15 protein-coding genes are annotated in these 17,076 nt (G+C 64.5%); 8 read left to right on the plus strand and 7 right to left on the minus strand.

Features of this window, described 5'->3' with window-relative positions; genetic code table 11:
* Nucleotides 1–7: 7 nt before the first annotated feature.
* From FJ946_RS08960 to FJ946_RS08980, 5 genes are all read left to right on the plus strand, one after another.
* A complete protein-coding gene (locus FJ946_RS08960) occupies nucleotides 8–769 on the plus strand; it encodes an amino acid ABC transporter ATP-binding protein (protein WP_263483292.1) in 762 nt (253 codons plus the stop codon).
* Nucleotides 766–1,410 (plus strand): amino acid ABC transporter permease, encoded by a 645-nt coding sequence (locus tag FJ946_RS08965; protein ID WP_140492029.1) that lies wholly within the window; start codon nucleotides 766–768, stop codon nucleotides 1,408–1,410. Before FJ946_RS08960 ends, FJ946_RS08965 begins: the two co-directional genes overlap by 4 nt.
* Nucleotides 1,407–2,066: an amino acid ABC transporter permease gene (locus tag FJ946_RS08970; protein WP_140492032.1), complete on the plus strand. Its 660-nt coding sequence runs from the start codon at nucleotides 1,407–1,409 to the stop codon at nucleotides 2,064–2,066. The genes FJ946_RS08965 and FJ946_RS08970 overlap by 4 nt, the downstream gene beginning before the upstream one ends.
* Before the next feature lie 38 nt (nucleotides 2,067–2,104).
* Nucleotides 2,105–2,920 carry a transporter substrate-binding domain-containing protein gene (locus FJ946_RS08975; RefSeq protein WP_181165194.1) on the plus strand — a complete coding sequence of 272 codons (816 nt, stop codon included), beginning with the start codon at nucleotides 2,105–2,107 and terminating at the stop codon, nucleotides 2,918–2,920.
* A 297-nt stretch (nucleotides 2,921–3,217) separates the two neighbouring features.
* Entirely contained in the window at nucleotides 3,218–3,781 is a 564-nt protein-coding gene (locus FJ946_RS08980) for a type 1 glutamine amidotransferase domain-containing protein (protein ID WP_140514067.1), read from the plus strand.
* Between the two features lie 51 nt (nucleotides 3,782–3,832).
* Here the strand turns inward: FJ946_RS08980 and FJ946_RS08985 are convergent, their stop codons facing one another.
* Nucleotides 3,833–4,630 carry a SapC family protein gene (locus FJ946_RS08985; protein ID WP_140563890.1) on the minus strand — a complete coding sequence of 266 codons (798 nt, stop codon included), beginning with the start codon at nucleotides 4,628–4,630 and terminating at the stop codon, nucleotides 3,833–3,835.
* 349 nt (nucleotides 4,631–4,979) lie between these two features.
* Between FJ946_RS08985 and FJ946_RS08990 the strand changes: the two genes are divergently transcribed.
* Complete coding sequence (locus tag FJ946_RS08990) at nucleotides 4,980–6,224, plus strand: Xaa-Pro peptidase family protein (protein ID WP_140563891.1); 1,245 nt, start codon at nucleotides 4,980–4,982, stop codon at nucleotides 6,222–6,224.
* Nucleotides 6,225–6,465: 241 nt separating this feature from the next.
* Here the strand turns inward: FJ946_RS08990 and FJ946_RS09000 are convergent, their stop codons facing one another.
* From FJ946_RS09000 to FJ946_RS09020, 5 genes are all read right to left on the minus strand, one after another.
* Entirely contained in the window at nucleotides 6,466–7,902 is a 1,437-nt protein-coding gene (locus FJ946_RS09000) for an amidase (protein ID WP_140563892.1), read from the minus strand.
* A 214-nt stretch (nucleotides 7,903–8,116) separates the two neighbouring features.
* Nucleotides 8,117–9,208: a Gfo/Idh/MocA family oxidoreductase gene (locus tag FJ946_RS09005; RefSeq protein ID WP_140563893.1), complete on the minus strand. Its 1,092-nt coding sequence runs from the start codon at nucleotides 9,206–9,208 to the stop codon at nucleotides 8,117–8,119.
* A gap of 173 nt (nucleotides 9,209–9,381) precedes the next feature.
* Nucleotides 9,382–10,554: an ABC transporter substrate-binding protein gene (locus FJ946_RS09010; protein WP_140554766.1), complete on the minus strand. Its 1,173-nt coding sequence runs from the start codon at nucleotides 10,552–10,554 to the stop codon at nucleotides 9,382–9,384.
* Between the two features lie 89 nt (nucleotides 10,555–10,643).
* Nucleotides 10,644–11,498, minus strand: coding sequence for an ABC transporter permease (locus tag FJ946_RS09015; protein WP_140492076.1), 855 nt, complete (start codon nucleotides 11,496–11,498; stop codon nucleotides 10,644–10,646).
* Nucleotides 11,495–12,328, minus strand: a complete 834-nt coding sequence (locus FJ946_RS09020) for an ABC transporter ATP-binding protein (protein ID WP_140563894.1) — start codon at nucleotides 12,326–12,328, stop codon at nucleotides 11,495–11,497. Before FJ946_RS09020 ends, FJ946_RS09015 begins: the two co-directional genes overlap by 4 nt.
* A gap of 328 nt (nucleotides 12,329–12,656) precedes the next feature.
* On the opposite strand from FJ946_RS09020, the gene FJ946_RS09025 reads away from it, so the two are divergent.
* Both FJ946_RS09025 and FJ946_RS09030 read left to right on the plus strand, forming a co-directional pair.
* Complete coding sequence (locus tag FJ946_RS09025; RefSeq protein WP_140563895.1) at nucleotides 12,657–13,601, plus strand: MurR/RpiR family transcriptional regulator; 945 nt, start codon at nucleotides 12,657–12,659, stop codon at nucleotides 13,599–13,601.
* A gap of 195 nt (nucleotides 13,602–13,796) precedes the next feature.
* The gene (locus tag FJ946_RS09030) at nucleotides 13,797–15,587 is read left to right on the plus strand and encodes an NAD(P)/FAD-dependent oxidoreductase (protein ID WP_140563896.1); all 1,791 of its coding nucleotides are present in this window, start codon (nucleotides 13,797–13,799) and stop codon (nucleotides 15,585–15,587) included.
* Nucleotides 15,588–15,818: 231 nt separating this feature from the next.
* Here FJ946_RS09030 and FJ946_RS09040 read toward each other — a convergent pair whose 3' ends face one another.
* Nucleotides 15,819–17,054, minus strand: coding sequence for an amidohydrolase/deacetylase family metallohydrolase (locus FJ946_RS09040; RefSeq protein ID WP_140563897.1), 1,236 nt, complete (start codon nucleotides 17,052–17,054; stop codon nucleotides 15,819–15,821).
* Between the last annotated feature and the right edge of the window lie 22 nt (nucleotides 17,055–17,076).

Genomic DNA, 17,076 nt, shown 5'->3' on the forward strand with positions numbered 1-17,076 from the left:
AGAAGCCATGCCCGAGGCAGAAAACATCGTCCGCATCAAGAACATCAACGTGATCTATGGCGGCCATCACGCCGTGAAAAACGTCTCGCTCGACATTACGCGCGGCGAGGTCGTGGCGATCGTCGGACCCAGCGGCGCGGGGAAGAGCACGCTGCTGCGTGCGATCAACATGCTCGAACAGCCGTCATCCGGTACCCTCGAAGTGGGCGCCATCCGGTTTTCGGTCGACCGCAATCTGTCCGCCGGAGAGCTGTTGAGGCTCCGACGTTCCACCGGGATGGTTTTCCAGTCCTTCAACCTGTTTCCGCACATGACCGTGCAGCGCAACATTTCGCTGCCGCAGATGCGGGTTCTGGGGCGCACCAGGGAGCAGGCGGACGCGCGCACCGCCCAATTGCTCGAACGCGTACACCTTACGGACAAGGCGCACTCCTACCCGGCGCGCCTGTCGGGTGGCCAGCAGCAGCGTATCGCGATCGCACGCGCCCTGGCTCTTGACCCCAAGGTGATGCTCTTCGACGAACCCACGAGCGCCCTGGATCCCGAACTCGGGCTTGAGGTGTTGGCCGTGATGCGCGAGCTCGCCCAGGAAGGCATGACAATGATCATCGTCACGCACGAGATCGCCTTTGCCGCAGACGTCGCCGACCGCGTGATCGTCATGGCCAATGGAGAGATCATCGAGCAGGGTCCGCCTGATGCCGTGATCCGCAACCCGTCGTCGCCGCGCACGCGGCAGTTCTTCCGTGCCGTGGTCGATCGCAGATGATCGACCTGCTGGTTTCACTGCTCAGAGGCGTTCCGGCCACGCTGCTGGTGACCTTCGGCGCTTTCGCAGTCGGGGCCATCGCAGCCGTGCCGCTGGTGCTGATGCGACGTTCCCGGTGGCTCCTTCTAAGCATGCCGGCGCGCATATACATCGACGTTGTCCGGGGAATCCCGCCGATCGTCTGGCTGTTCATTATCTTCTTCGGATTGGGCAGCGGAGTGATCGTTCTCAGTTCCTATCAGGCTGCCATCCTGGGTATGGGGCTGGTATCAACGGCCTATCTCGCTGAAATCTACAGGGGTGGCTTCCTGGCCCTCTCGAAGGGCCAGCGGGAGGCGTCCACGGCGCTCGGTATGACGCGCCTGGATACGCTGCGCTACATCCTGGCGCCGCAGGTCCTGCGCGTCTCGGTTCCGCCCATGGCGACCTTTCTTGTCAGCCTGCTCAAAGACACGACCGTGGCCTCCACGATCGGTGTCCGCGACGTGATGATGTACGCATCGCAGCAGGCCCAAGGCGGAGGCGGCAGCTTCATGCCGTTCATTTTCGCTGCGCTTCTCTACATCGCGCTGTCGATACCCGTTGTCGTGTTGGCACGCGCCGTGGACGAGCGGCTGCGCTCAAGAGGGCAAGCGAAATGAGCGAGATGCTGGCCAACTGGCTGGACTGGTCCCCCCAGCTTTTCCAAGGAGTTCTTGTCAGTCTCCAGTTGGCGGGCCTGGCGCTGCTGTTCGGATTGCCTATCGGTCTCGTTCTTGCGCTTGCCTCCTCCTCTGGAAACAGGCTCGTCCGCTATTTCGCGGTGGTACTGGTCGAGATCGGGCGCGGCGCGCCTGCACTCGTCGTCCTGCAGATGGTCTACTATGGATTGCCTGCTTCGGGGATGACCGTAAGTGCCTTCACCTCTGGCGTGATTGCGTTGGCGCTAACGACAGGCGCCTACACCAGCGAGATCCTTCGGGCCGGTCTGAACGCGGTTCCGCATTGTGAGATCGAGGCGGGCTTGGCGCTCGGCATGACCCGCCGGGACATCCTGCGCTTCGTGGTGGTCCCCCAGGGAATCCTGTTCGCAATACCCGCGCTGATGGGCTTTGCCATTCTCATCTTCCAGGCGACGGCCCTTACATACACGATCGCCATCCCCGAACTTCTGGCGCGCGCCTATCGCGTGGGTGCGGCCACCTACCTCTACCTCGATGTCCTGATCCTGGCGGGCCTGTTCTACCTCGCCATCACCGTCCCGTTCGGGTGGCTGGTCTCGTACACCGAACGTAGGCTGGGCAGCCATCTCGGCTGACCTGCAATCAAAAACCATCAATGTCAGAGGAGAGCAAAGTGAAAAATTGGAGTAAGATCATCTCGGCCGCAGCCATTGCCACGGCCTTGGGTGCCAGCGTCGCGTCCGCACAGGATTGCAAGCCGCAGCATGCTTTCGAAACCGTGTCGGCGGGCAAACTCACCGTCGCGCTCACCAACACCGCTCCGTATTCGCTCGAAAAAGACGGCGGCATCGCGGGTATCGACGGCGATCTCGTGAAGCGTTTTGCCAAGGAGAACTGCCTGGAGATCGCTTATGAGATCTTCACATATCCAGGCGCGGTTTCCGCAGTTCAGTCGCGGCGCGCGGACATCGCGCTTGGCGGCTTCTATCGTACCGCCGCCCGCGCGAAGGTCGTCGCTCTGTCCACGCCGGTCTATCTCGACCAACTGTCCGTCACCTCGACCAACGGCATTGATACCGTGGACGGTCTGCTGGGCAAGAAGGTCGGCACCGTGGAAGGATATCTGTGGGTCCAGGACATGGAGAAGCTCTACGAAGGCTCCAAGACCTATCCGTCGTCGCTGAACCTCGCTCAGGACCTTCATGCCGGTCGTATTGAGGCGGCGCTCGACGGCTTCGGCTCCGCTGTCATTCAGAACGAAGGGCAGAACTACAAGGTGCATGTCCTGAAGCCGGATCCGCGCATCGATGCGACCATGAACCCGTCGCAGACCGCCTTCCTGCTGGACAAGAGCAATGAGGGCTTCGTTAAGGCGGTTGACGCTTCGCTCGATGTCTACCGCAAGAACGGGGCTATCGCCGAAGCGCTCAAGGCTTACGGGCTGGATCCGTCGGCCGCAGATGTCGGTGAAGCCCGCGTCATCGAGTAAGCCGCTGGTATGAAGGGCCGCCCTGCCTGCCCCGCTTCTAGGAAGAAAACCGGGTGCGGGGGGCGGCCTGTACGTTTGCCGCGCGGCTGCGATCCGCGAGCAGAATTCCGTAGTGCACCCCGAGTCTGAGACACGAAAAGGGTAACAGTCCTTCACTAAGGAGAGCTGATGAGGAAAGGAGACCCGTGGTGCAGTACAGCGCACCACAGATCCCTCCGGTCACATAAGGTTACAGCGAGGAACGGTACCGGTTCAGGCTCGTTAGCCCTGCATCCAATCCAATCATGGAGAAAAACGATGCAGGATATTTCCGGCAAGCGCGTCGCCATCCTTGCGACGAATGGTTTTGAACAGTCCGAGCTTGAGGTACCGCTGAACAAGCTGCGCCAGGCCGGCGCCGAGGTCGAAATCGTGTCGCTCGAAAGCGGCAAGATCAAGGGCTGGGACCACAAGGATTGGGGCCGCGAAGTTCCGGTCGACAAGACCTTGGACGAGGCCCGCGCCGATGCCTACGATGCGATCGTTCTGCCCGGCGGCGTCATCAATCCCGACCTCTTGCGGGTCGAGCGCAAGGCGCTGGATTTCATCAGTTCGTTCTGGTCGGCCAACAAGGTCGTCGGCGCGATCTGCCATGCGCCCTGGCTTCTGGTCGAGACCGGGATCATCAAAGCCCGCCGCGTCACATCCTACAAGTCGATCAAGACCGACGTGATCAATGCCGGCGGCCTGTGGCAAGACAGCGAGGTCGTCACCGACCAGGGGCTGGTCACCAGTCGCAATCCCGGCGATCTCGAGGCCTTCTGCGACAAGCTCACGGAGGAGATCAGGGAAGGGCGGCACGACAGGCGGGCCGCGGCTTAGCACCGAACCTTGTTCCCCAGCCGCGCCGCGAAGGATCTCGGCGTGGGTTGTTCAGGCGCTCTTCGCCCCCTCCGCCTTGCGCAGCGACGCCTGATGCACCAGCGACGTCCAGCTGTTGGTCGAAGCAAGGTGGCAGTAGAGCAGGCTGAGCGCGCCTGACTTTCTCAGGTCGAGGAAGGCCTCGTCGCTCAATCTGTTGAAGGCAGCCTCGTCTATCACCTGGAAATCGGTGAGGTTCAGCACCTCGCCTCCTTCCAGCGTCACCTTGCTCTGGCGCGGCGCGAACAGGGCATGCGCGTCGATCTTGTCGACCATCTCGCGGGTCTCCCTGAAGTCGATCTGGAACTGGTTGCAGAAGGCGAGCGCCTGCTTCGTCGCCTCGGTCGCTTCGTTACCGCTGAAGAACGGCAGCACCTTGTCGTCGCGGAACGGCGCCAGCAGCTGGTCGATGACGCGCTCGCTCGCCCGGTCGACGCACAGCGTCAGCCGGCCGGGCTGCTTGGGATCGTCGGCGAGAATGAAGGGATAGCGGCGGACATAGGCGGGGATGTAGTGCGGCCCGGCCCAGTTGCCGTCGGCGTCGACGAACAGGTTCTCGTCCTGGCGCAGGCCGGTGATGATGACGGGCGCCTTGGCGGTGCCGATGAAAACGATCGGGTAGGAGCGCATCGCCGCCGGCATTTCCGAGGCCACCACCGGGATGGCATGCGCCGAGCGGGCGAAGGAGAAATCGCTGCGCGCCGTCAGGCCGAGTGAACCGTGCCGCGCCGGATTGAGCGCCTCGGGCCTGGAATAGAACAGCGGCAAGGCCTCGCCCGCCGTTTCCGTCTTCGCACCGCTGTCAGCCATGTGTCCGTTTTCCTCCTCGCGCCGGCCAACCAGGCCGGCCCGTCCAGCATTGAATTCCCAAAGCGGGGTCTGTTCTTGTCGCGCCGGCCTTGCTTCGAAGCAATCCTGCGCAGGGACAAAGTACTACAGCGTCGCCGGCGCGCATAAAAGGACACGCGCTGCTGTATTTTGGCGTTTGCGCCCTAATCGCCTTGCGGGACGCCCGCAACCATGCCGGCCTATGGACAGCCTGCCGCGAAGCGGCGACAGTGGCATCACATGGCAAAATTCCGGGAAGCCGTGGGAGTCTTCCGTCCGGGATTGCAAGGATACGAGGAGCCGATGTCGCTTCAGCCATCCGGAGGGAACCATGACGGGCTTTGTCGACCGCGAACACGCCGCGCAGCTGATGCAGCGCGCCGGCCTGCAGGCGCTGGTGCTCTCAGCGCCCGAGGCCTTCCACTATGCGACCGGCGTGTCGATCGGACCGGCGGGGCTGTTCCGGCGTGCCGGCGCCGGCTTCGTTGTCATCCCGGCTGGGCAGGACCTGCCGATCGGCGTCGTCGTCGCGGATTTCAACGCGGCGCAGCTGCGGATCGCAGCGCCCGAAGCGGTGGTGCGTTCGCACCCGATCTGGATCGAATCCGCGCCGGTCGAGACGGAAACCCGCGGCCTTCTTCTGGCGGAGCGCATCGAGGCCGGCCTTGTCTCGCTTGCCCGCGCGCCGGATTTCGCGCGCCCCGCCACCTTCGATCTCGCCGGCTCGGTGCGCCAGCTGCAAGCCTTGCTTGCCGAATTCGGACTGGAGCGCGCAACGCTGGGCATCGATCTCGGCTTTGTTCCAGCCGCCGATTTTTCCGCCATGCAGGCGCTGCTGCCGCAGTGCCGGATGATCGACGGCTCGCCGGTGCTGGATCGGCTGCGGGCGATCAAGTCGCAACGCGAGATCGAGCTCTTGCAGCAAGGCATTATCCTGTCTGAAGCAGGGCTGGAGCGGCTGCAGGTCGATGCGATGGCAGGCATGCGCCAGGCCGATCTCGTCGCGCTCTACCGGCAAGGCGTGGCCGCGGCGGCGGCGGGCCTCTCCCATCCGGTCGCGACGGCGGAATATGTGACGCTCGGCGCCCGGGCCAAGGGTGCCGATGCCAAGGCAATGCCCGGCGATCCGCTGAAATGCGACATGGTCTGCACGGTCGGCGGGTATGCGTCCGACATGTCGCGCAACTTCACTTTCGGTCCCGCTTCCGCCGACCAGGTCGAACTGCACGCGATCGCCGAGCGCGCTTTCGAGGACGGGTTGGCGGCACTCGTGCCGGGAAATTCGATCGGCCATGTGCACCGCGTCGCCACCGACAGCCTGGCGCGGCAAGGCCTGCGCTCCTACCGCCGGGGGCATTTCGGCCACGGTGTCGGGCAGTCTGTGTTCTCGGAGCAATGGCCGTTCATTGCGGCCGACAGCGATGTCCTGGTCGAAGCCGGCATGGTGCTGGCCTTCGAGATCCCGCTCTACATCGACGGCCTCGCCAGCTTCAACCTGGAGGACCAGTTCCTGATCACGCCGGATGGGCCAGCCGCGATGAACCGGCTGCCAAGGCGGTTGGAGAGGATAGGATAGCGAGGGCGGGATCGTGACGGTGTCACTGTCAGCGCCCTACGGCGCCCCCCTCTGCCCTGCCGGGCATCTCCCCCTCAAGGGGGGAGATCGATTATCGCTCCCGCTTTCGCCAATTTTCAACGTTGCAAGAACAAGATGAGCCGGCGCCGAAACTTCCAATCTCCCCCCTTGAGGGGGAGATGTCCGGCAGGACAGAGGGGGGCGCCACAGAACTCGGCGATGGGTGCCCTGCCGCGAGCGATTAACCGCTCACCGGCGGCCGCCTGTCCCTCCACGGCATTTCCCGCTCGAGCTGCGCCGACGCGGCCAGCACCGCTGCCTCGTCGCCATAGCGGCCGACAAGCTGCACCCCGATCGGTACGCCGTCTTTCGACCAGCCGAGCGGCAGCGAGATGGCCGGCTGGCCTGAGATGTTGAAGGGGGAGGCGAACGCCGCATCCGTCCATTTGGCGTTGTAGCGGTCGATGTCGGTCTCCGACATATCGTAATAGCCGAACGGACGCGGCAGTTGCGTCAGCGTCGGGGTGATGAAGAGATCGTAGGGCGAAAGGTCGCCGACGATGTCGCGGCCGACCTGCCTGAGCTGCTCGACATCGGAAATGTGCCTGGTGCCGCTGGTCGCACGGCCGCGTTCGATGATCGCCCAGGTCACCGGTTCGACATCATCAGGCGTCACCGGCCGGCCGATCACCGTTTCATGATAGTCGAAGGTCGCCGCCGTCTGTACGCAGGTCATGTTGGTGTAGGTGGCCCACATGGCATCGGCATCGAGCGGCATGTCGTGTTCCTCGACATCATGTCCCAGCCGCTCCAGCGCCGCCACGGTGGCCAGCACGGCCGCCTTCACTTCCGCATCGATGGCCGTGCCGTTGGGCGGGGTGACGGTGAAGCCGATGCGCAGCTTCTTCGGCGCCTGTGCCGACAGGCTGAGCCAGGAGGCGTCGGGGATCGGCGGCGTATAGGGGTCGCCCGGCAAGGCGCCGGCCACCGCGTCGAGATAGGCCGCCGTGTCGCGCACGCTGCGCGAGCAGCACAGGAAGTAGGCGCCGCCATACCAATAGTCGCCGAACGGTGCCAGGCTGACGCGGCCGCGCGACGGCTTCAGCCCGACGATGCCGCAGCAGGAGGCCGGAATGCGGATCGAGCCGGCGCCGTCGCTGGCCTCGGCGATCGGCACCATGCGCGAAGCGACGGCCGCCGCCGCGCCGCCGCTCGAGCCACCTGGCGTGATGCCTTCCTTCCACGGGTTCTTCGTCGTGCCGTAGAGCTTCGGTTCCGTCGTGATCGACCAGCCGTTTTCGGGCGCGTTCGACTTGCCGACCAGCACCAGCCCGGCCGCCTTCATGCGGCGCACGACTTCGGTGTCGAAATCGGCGACGACATCTTTCAGGTAGAGGCAAGAGTTGGTGTTCGGCGCGCCGGTCCAGGACGAGGCCAGTTCCTTGAGCAGGAATGGCACGCCGGCGAAAGGTGCTGATCTGTCGACCGTCTGCGCCTGGGCACGCGCCATGTCGTAGAGGTGATGGATGACCGCGTTCAGCGCCGGGTTGAGCTGCTCGACCAGCGTGATCGCCGCCTCGACCATTTCCGCAGGTGAAATCTCGCCCCGATGCACCAAGTCAGCAAGGTCCAGCGCATCGGAGTTCGCATAGGTTTTCAGCAGGCTGTCGGTGACCATGTCTCTCCTCCCAGTCTTTGCCTCGCGCCGCGCCCGAGCTATCGCTTCGGGCCGACGTTAGCGCCGCCCCTCATCCGCCTGCCGGCACCTTCTCCCCGTCATGACGGGGAGAAGGAAAGCGCTCTGATGCTGGCGACCGCCTCCCGTTCTTCTCGGGAGAGGGCTGAGTGAGGGGCACCGACCTGAAACTGCTGCCCCCAGCAGCGCGCTTGTCTCACGCCAGCTCGACGGTGCGCCCCAATTCGATGCTCTGTTCCGCGGCGAGCACGATGCGCAGGCTGTTGACGGCGGCGTCCATCTGCTCGGTCAAATCGAGATCCTCGCGGATGGCGCGCAGGAAGAAGGCCTGCTCGCGGTCGCAGAGCTCCTGGTGGCCGGGCTCGTCTTCCATGCTGACGATCTCGTCGGGTTTCGAAAAGTTCTTGTCGGCGTCGACCGCCGCATAGTGGATCTTCAGCGCGTCGGTCTTGGTATGGCGGTCGATGTCGGCCGAGTTCGAGACCTCCGCCGCTTCCGCTGCGCTGCTCGCCTGCTGGCCGGCGACGATCGACACCGCGCCCTTCGGCCCCACCACGTCCTTCACGAAATAGGCCGTCTCGCTCATCATCGGGCCCCAGCCTGCCTCGTACCAGCCGACCGAACCGTCATCGAAGGTGACGTGGAGATGGCCGTAATTCTGCTTGTCGGCTTCCGCCCAGAGCTTCGCGCCGATGCCGTGCACGCGCACCGGCCTGGCGCCCGTGAGCTGGCACATGACGTCGACATAGTGCACGCCGCAATCAACGATCGGGATCAGCGAATCGATCAGGTTCTTGTGCCAGTGCCAGGCGCTGCCGCTGCTCTGCTGGTTGAGGTTGAGGCGCATCACCAGCGGCTTGCCCAGCGTCTTGCCGACCTCGATGAATTTTATCCAGGACGGGTGGACGCGCAGGATGTAGCCAAGCACCAGCTTGCGGTTCTTCGCCCGCGCTGCCGCGACGACCTTTTCGGCATCCTCGATGTTGGTGGCGAGCGGCTTTTCCATGAACACGTGGCAGTTGGCCGCTATCGCCTTCAGCGCGTATTCGGCATGGGTGTTGGGCCAGCTGTTGATCGACACGGCGTCCGGCCTGGTCTCCGCAAGCGCCCGGTCGAAACCCTCGTAGAGCGGATAGCCGGCAAGTTCGGCGGGGATTTTCTTGTTGCTCTTGATCGAGCGGCTCATGATGCCGACGATCTCGAAGCCGTCCGAGCGGTGATAGGCGCTGGCATGCGAGGCGCCCATATTGCCGAGACCCACAACCAGCACTTTTATTTTGTCGGCCAATTCAGCCTCCCAATTTTTTTGATAGGACCTGGCGAGCTGCTGCCGCGCCTGGGCATCCAGAACAATCACTTCAGGTTGGCGCCGCCCCTCATCCGCCTGCCCTTTCCTCTCCCCTGTCCGGAGGGAGAGGAAAGGAGCCAAGACAGGGCAATGAACGACCTCTTTTGCAGCCCTTACTTCACCGCCGAATCGAACAGATGCGCCTTGATCTTCTCGACATCGAGCGCGGCAAAGCCCTCCGTCAGCTTGACGCCGTCGGCATCGGCCTTGACCTTGGCCTTGTCGAAGTCGTTGGCGGCCGGGATCAGCTCGTTGGTGCAGACGTCCTCGGCCTTCACCGGATTGGTGATCTGGCCGATCTTGTGGATCTCGTCGAAGAAGCCTTGCCAGCTCGCCATGTCGTGCGAGCCCCAGCCGCCGCGCTTGTCCATGTCGCCGCGGAAGACGTTGATCTGCTGCAGGATCGAGGTGGTGCCGAGCTCGGGGCCGAGGTTCTTGGCCAATGTCGGGAACTGCTCGAACACCGCTTCGACCGCCGCGCGCGGGTTCTGGTAGCCGAACTCCAGCCCCATCGCCCAGCCGCGCAGATATTTTTCCAGGAACGCCTTCTTGTCGGGATCTTCGAGATCGGCGGCGCGCACGACGAAGGTGTTGGCCGGCAGCTTGGAATTCTTCACGCCGAGCCAGTATTCGAAGTCGAGGCCCTTGGCGATCCATTCGGCGCGCAGCCCCTCCCACGACAAGGCAGCGTCGCCCTGGCCGCCGGCGAGCGCGGTGCCCCAGGTCGGCCAGCCGGCCTCGACATACTTGACCTTCTTGATGTCGACGCCTTGCGCGGCGAGCAGCGGATCGGTGATCGACTGCCAGGCGGCGGAGCCGAGCAGGATGGTCTTGCCTTCGAGCTTCTTCAGGTCGTTCGTGCCCTCGCCCTTGCGGAAGGCGATGGAGAACGTGTCGCGCGCGCCCATGTGGAACACCGACTTCAGCTTCATGCCGTTCTGGATGGCGAAGGAGAACACGCCGGGCGAGGGAAAGCCCATATCGGCCTGGCCGACATCGACGAACTTCACCGTCGCCGTGCCGTCCGACGGGCCTGGCTGCATGTCGGTGCTGAGCCCGTCGAAATAGCCTGCCTTCTTGGCTGCCCAATAAGGATAGTCGTCGAGCACTTCGAGCGTGCCGCGCGGCGAGATCCAGGTGAATTTTTCATAGGCCGCCGCCCTGGCCTTCAAGCCCGATGCACCGAGCGCGGTGGCGGTCACGACGCCGGCTGCCGTCACCTGCAGGAAGGTGCGGCGGCTGATGCCCGTTCTTGTCGCCGTCTGGAATGAGTTCTGGTCGGTCATGGCATTCCCCTTTTGTTGATTGACCTTCTTGTTGATCGATGGCCTTTCGCCCGCTCCTCGCCCGCTCCGGGGCGTTCATGATCTCGTGCTCAAGCCTCCCAGCTCGCCCATTTCTTGCCGATCAGGAAGAACAGCACGTAGATCAGGATGCCGAGCGTCGACAGGATCAGCACCACGGCGAAGAATTGCGGCATCTGGATCATCGACGAATAGGTGGTGAGCCGGTTGCCGAGGCCGAAGCCGCCGCCGACCATCTCCGCGCCGACTGCGGTCAGCAGGCCGAAGATGGCGCCGATCATCAGCCCGACCAGGATCATAGGCAGCGCCATCGGCGCGCGGATCTTCCAGAATATCTGCAAGGTGCTGGCGCCATAGGAGCGCGCCAGCGCGATCTTGGCGCTGTCGACGCGGCGAAAGCCGGTGGCTGCGTTGATCATCACCATCGGCCCGGCGGCCAGCGCCACCGCGATGATGCGCGGCGTGTAGCCGAAACCGAAGCGAAGGATCAAAAGCGGCACCAGCGCCAGCATCGGCGTGGTGACGAGAAGCAGGATGTAGGGCGCGACGATCTTTTCGGCGAAGGGAAACTGGGTGATGACGGCGGCCAGCACCAGGCCGACGACGGCTCCGATGGCGAAGCCGGAAACCAGCTCGACCAGCGTATAGCCGAGATGCGGCGCAATCAGCGGGAACTCGTCGAACAGCGCGTAGGCGATCGAGCTTGGCGGCGGCATGATGTAGAGCGGCACATGGAACAGGCGCAGCGCCAATTCGATGCCGCCGATTATGATTACGGCGACAGCTATGATCGCCGCCACCTCCTTGCCCGACTTGATGCCGGGGCCGCTGGCGAAGGCCGAGAGATTGGTCAGGCTGACGTCCTGCCCATCGCCGGACTTGGCACCCGATTTGGATTTGGAGAATTCCGGGATGGCGTCGCTCACGGCCTGATCCTCACGATCTCGGCGCTGGCGCGTTCCTGTTCCGGTGCCTTGGGCCTGGCGCGCTCGCCGACGATGTCCATCTTGATCCGGTTGGTGAGGTCGAAAACCTCTTTCGTCGCCATGATCTCCAGCGAGCGCGGCCGCGCGAACGGCACGCGATACTCCCTGGCGACGCGGCCGGGCCGCGCGCTCAGCACCACCACGCGGTCGGAGAGAAAGATTGCTTCCTCGATGCTGTGGGTGATGAAGACGATGGTGGTCTTGGTGTCGAGCCAGATCTCCTCGACGAGACGGTTCATCTCCTCGCGGGTAAAACTGTCGAGCGCGCCGAACGGCTCGTCCATCAAAAGCACGGAGGGTTTTGGCGCCAGCGCCCGCACGATCGCGGCGCGCTGCTGCATGCCGCCCGAAAGCTCGCGCGGGAACTTGCCGCCGAAACCGTCGAGCCCGACGCGGTGGAGCAGATGCGCGATCCATGCGCGGTCTGGTTTCTCGCCCTTGATCTCGAAGGGAAAGCGGATGTTGGCATCGAGATTGCGCCAAGGCAGCAGGTTCGCTTCCTGGAACACGATGCCGATGTCGGGATGCGGCCCGGTGATCTTGACGCCGTCGAGCCGGATCTCGCCGCCGGTCAGGCTGTGCAAGCCCGACATCGACCACAAAAGCGTGGTCTTGCCGCAGCCGGACGGGCCGACGATCGAAACGATTTCATTGGCGTGGACGTCGAGGCTGCAGCGGTCCAGCGCCAGGAGGTCGCCGGATGCGGTGTGATAGATCTTGGTCGCTGCCTGCACACCAAGCTTCGGCGCTGTTGTTTCGCCCGCGTTCATCCGCCCCTCGGAGAGTGCGTCCAATCGACTGCCAAAAATCAGTGTGTAACTATCCTACTTTGGTGTCAAGCGAAGAGCGCGATCGTTCCGTCGTTGAGAGCTGCCTATTCCTCTATATACCTGCTTTCGCTGTCTTTTCTTTATCTTGAAATGCGTGTTGCTTTCCTACATACTCGGGAAAAGTGGCACAACAAGGCGGGCGTTGCAGATGGGCAAAGCCGGGTGGCATGCCGCAACGGCACGCAGCAGTTGCAGCGGGGCCGTGCACATGGAACGACAGCGTGCAAGCATGGTAAGAGGTCGACAAGGGACCAGGGAAGGCCACTTCATGACCGAAGCTGACAGCCGGGAAAACCTGATGACGGATGGCGAGGCGGACGGGGGTGAGCCTGTGCGGCGCATTCCCGACATCATCTCGCTGGTCAAGGATACCTATGCCGAACTGCGTCCGGCCGAGCGCCGCGTCGCCGATGTCGTGCTCGACGACGTCAAATACGCGGTCGATGCCTCCAACGCCGCCCTTGCCCAGCGTGCCGGCGTCAGCGAACCGACGGTGACCCGCTTCTGCCGCGCCATCGGCTGCGAGGGCGTGCGTGATTTCAAGCTGAAGCTGGCGCAGAGCCTCGTCGTCGGCGCGCTCTATCTGGACACTTCGCCAGCCAGGGAGAACGACACCGGCATGCCGTTCTGGAACGCGGTGTTCGGCGAAGCGCGGCGGGCGCTGCAGGAGGCCGAGCGGCAGCTCGATCCGGTCCAGCTGCAGAAGGCCGCCGAGCTGATCGCCAAGGCGCGCCAGGTTACGGTGTTCGGACTGGGCGGCAGTTCCTCGGCGCTGGCGCAGGAAACGCAGTACCGGCTGTTTCGCTACGGCATATCGATCAGCGCGCAATGCGACCCTTATCTCATGCGCATGACCGCCTCGACCTTGAAGCCCGGCGACCTGGTGATCGCCATTTCGGCGACGGGGCGCACGCGCGAGGTGATCGAGGCGGTCGAACTCGCCAAGCACTACCGCGCCAATGCCATCTGCGTGACGGCGCCCGACACCGAGCTCGCGCGCGTCGGCGACGTCAGGCTGACCGTAGCGGTGCCGGAATATCCCGATACGCTGAAGCCGACGGCATCGCGCTTCGCCTTTTTGGCCATGATCGACCTCATGGCGGTGGCTGCCGCCTACAAGCTCGACGGCTCGGCCCGCGAGACGGTCCGCCGCATCAAATACAATGCCCAGATCCACCGCACCGGCAACGAGATGGAGCCGCTCGGGGATTAGGACGTTTTTTCCTTCTCCCCTTGTGGGAGAAGGTGGATCGGCGCGCAGCGCCGAGACGGTTGAGGGGTGGGTGACGGAGTGCCGGCCGTGCCGAGCTGGAGCACCCCTCATCCGACCTCGCTCCGCGAGGCCACCTTCTCCCACAAGGGGAGAAGGGAACACCGGACAGCGCCAACGCGAAAAAGAGGGAAACAAATGCTCGAAATAGCACCATCGCAACAGGCAGCCGCATGGCTCGGCGCTTTCGACAAGGCGCTCGAAGCCGGTGACATAGCGGCCGCGGCCAACCTGTTCGTCGACGATTGCTACTGGCGTGACCTCCTGACCTTCACCTGGAACGTCACCACGATGGAAGGGCGCGAGGCGATCGCCGACATGCTGAAGGCGACGCTGGCAGCGACGCGGCCGGCAAGATGGCAGCTCACCGGCGAAGCCACCTCGGACGAGGAGATAATCGAGGCCTGGTTCACCTTCGAGACCGCCGTGGCCTCGGGCCAGGGCATCATGCGCCTGCGCGACGGCCGCTGCCGGACATTGTTCACGGCAATGACCGACCTGAAAGGATTCGAGGAGCGCAAGGGCGCGACGCGGCCGCTGGGCGTGCGCCACAAGGCCGACCCGGAGCGCGAGACCTGGTCGGAGGCGCGCGCGCGCGAGACCCGCGAGCTTGGCGCTTCCGAGCAGCCCTATTGCCTGGTCATCGGCGGCGGCCAGGGCGGCATCATGCTGGGCGCGCGGCTCAGGCAGCTCGGCGTGCCCTCGATCGTCATCGAGAAGAATGCCCGGCCGGGCGATTCCTGGCGCAAGCGCTACCGCACGCTCGTGCTGCACGATCCGGTCTGGTACGACCATCTGCCTTACATTCCGTTTCCCGACAATTGGCCGGTCTTCACGCCCAAGGACAAGATGGGCGACTGGCTGGAAATGTACACGCGCGTCATGGAGCTCAACTATTGGGTCGCCACCAGATGCGTCAGCGCCAGCTATGACGAGGCCGAGAAGGTCTGGACCGTGGTCGTGGACCGCGTCGGCCAGCACATCACGCTGAAGCCCAAGCACATCGTCTTCGCCACCGGCGCCTACGGTCCGGCGCGGCCGATCGACCTGCCGGGCGCCGGTGACTTTAAGGGCGAGCTGCTGCATTCCAGCCAGTATTCCAGCGGCGAGAAGCTCCGCGGCAAAAAGACCGCGGTCATCGGCGCGGCGAGCTCCGGGCATGACGTCTGCGTCGATCTCTGGGAAAGCGGCGCCGAGGTCACCATGATCCAGCGTTCGCCGACGACCGTGGTCAAATCGGACACGCTGATGGAAGTCGGTTTCGAGATCTTTTCGGAGAACGCGCTGGCGCGCGGCATCACCACCGAAAAGGCCGACATGATCGTCGCCTCGACGCCCTTCGCGCTGGTGCCCAAGGGCCAGCGAGCGCTCTACGACGTCATCCGCGCACGCGACGCGGCTTTTTACGAGCGGCTTCGCGCCGCCGGGTTCGCCCTCGACTTCGGCGACGACGAGACCGGCCTGCTGATGAAGGCCTACCGCACCGGCTCCGGCTACTACATCGATGTCGGCGCCTCGGACCTGATCATCGACGGCAAGATCGGCATCCGCAGCGGCGTGGCGATCAAGTCGCTGACCGCGAAAGGCATTCTCTTCGAGGACGGCAGCGAGCTTGAAGCCGACGCCATCATCGCCTGCACCGGCTATCAGTCGATGAACGAAACCGTGGCGCAAATCGTCTCGCGCGAGGTCGCCGACAGGGTCGGCCCGTGCTGGGGCCTCGGCTCCGGCGTCAAGGGCGACCCCGGGCCATGGCAGGGCGAACTGCGCAACATGTGGAAACCGACGGCACAGGAAGCGCTGTGGTTCCACGGCGGCAATCTGGCGCTCTCGCGCTTCTATTCGAAATATGTGGCGCTGCAGATCAAGGCGCGGATGGAGGGGATTGATACGCCGGTTTATGGGGCGGTCAGCAACGCGCGACGGTGAAGCGGAAGCGTTGCTTCAAGGGAAGGTCGCCCCCACTCCGTCGAGCTTCGCTCGACACCTCTCCCCCGATCGACGGGGGAGAGGAAGGGCGCGAGCTTATGCCGGGAGGCTCCCTTCCTCTCCCTCCGGAGGGGGGAGAGGTGGCGCTGCGGAGCAGCGACGGAGTGGGGGAAGCCATTCGCCAAACTCGCAGCCGCGGCAAGACAGGCGGCGCAGTGCTACCGAGATCAATCAATCATGCCGGTGCCCAAAATGCCTGGCCGCGACCTCGACATGCGTATGCCCCACATGCGCCTCGAAACGCTCGGTGTCGCCGACATCGTTCATCGTCTCGTTCGGCCACCAGGCGCCGCCGATGGCGATGCCTTCGCAGACCAGCCGCTGGTCGGCGACCAGCGAGGCGCCGACCGCGTCGACAAAGGTGAAGCGGCCGGAGTGCTGCCGCAGCAGCGCGACGTCGCCGGCGGTTCCGACCTTGAGCGTGCCCAGATCAGGCCGCGCGATCGCCTGCGCCGGCGCTTGGGTGGCGGCGCGCAACACCTCGACCAGCGGCATGCCGAGCGCCAGCAGCTTCGACATGCACACCAGTATGTCGAAGGCAGGACCGTCGACGCAGTAGAGATGCACGTCGCTCGAGATGACGTCGGGCGCCAGCCCTTCGGCCAGCATGGCGCGAGCGACCTCGAAGTCGAACGAGCCCATGCCGTGGCCGAGATCGAAGATGACGCCACGCTCGCGCGCCAGCCGCATGTCGGGCCGCACCGCGCCGGAGGCGAAGACCGGCGCGTTCGGAAACGGTCGGAAGCAGTGGGTGAGAATGTCGCCCCTGCGCAGGCGCGGCAGCACTTCCGAGCGCCCGGGCGGCGGTTCGTCTATGTGCGCCATCAGCGGCAGACCGGATTTGTCGGCCGCCTCCAGCGCCAGATCGACCGGCGCGATGCCGCTGGTGCCGCCGGCATGCTTGCCGGAGCGGACCTTGACGCCGACGACGACGTCCGCGTGCTCGCGCACCGCCGCCACCACCTCACGCGGTTCGCAGAGCCTGAGATCGCTGCACTCGCCGACCGAGACGGTCTGCGAGAAGCCGAAAATGCCGGCGAAGGAGATGTTGACATAAGCCAGGATGCGCACCTTCGAGCGCTCCATGACATGGCGGCGGAAGCCGAGGAAATTGCCGGCGCCGGCACTGCCGGCATCAATGAAGGTGGTGGTGCCGCTCTTGGCCGCCAGCCGGTCGGCATCGACGCCGAGCGAGGTGCCGCCCCAATAGACGTGGCTGTGCAGGTCGACGAGGCCGGGCGCCACGATGCAGCCCTTGGCATCGATGACGCTGGCCGCGCGGTCGGCGGGAATGTCGGCGTCGACGGCGGCGATGCGGCCATTGGCGATGGCAAGATCGCGCGGCGCGTCGAGCCCGGCCGCCGGATCGATCAGCCGCCCGCCCTTGAACAGAAGATCAAATTGCATCGGGCGCGCCTCTCCGCTTCGT

The organism is Mesorhizobium sp. B2-4-7, from assembly GCF_006442685.1.
Taxonomy (GTDB): Bacteria; Pseudomonadota; Alphaproteobacteria; order Rhizobiales; family Rhizobiaceae; genus Mesorhizobium.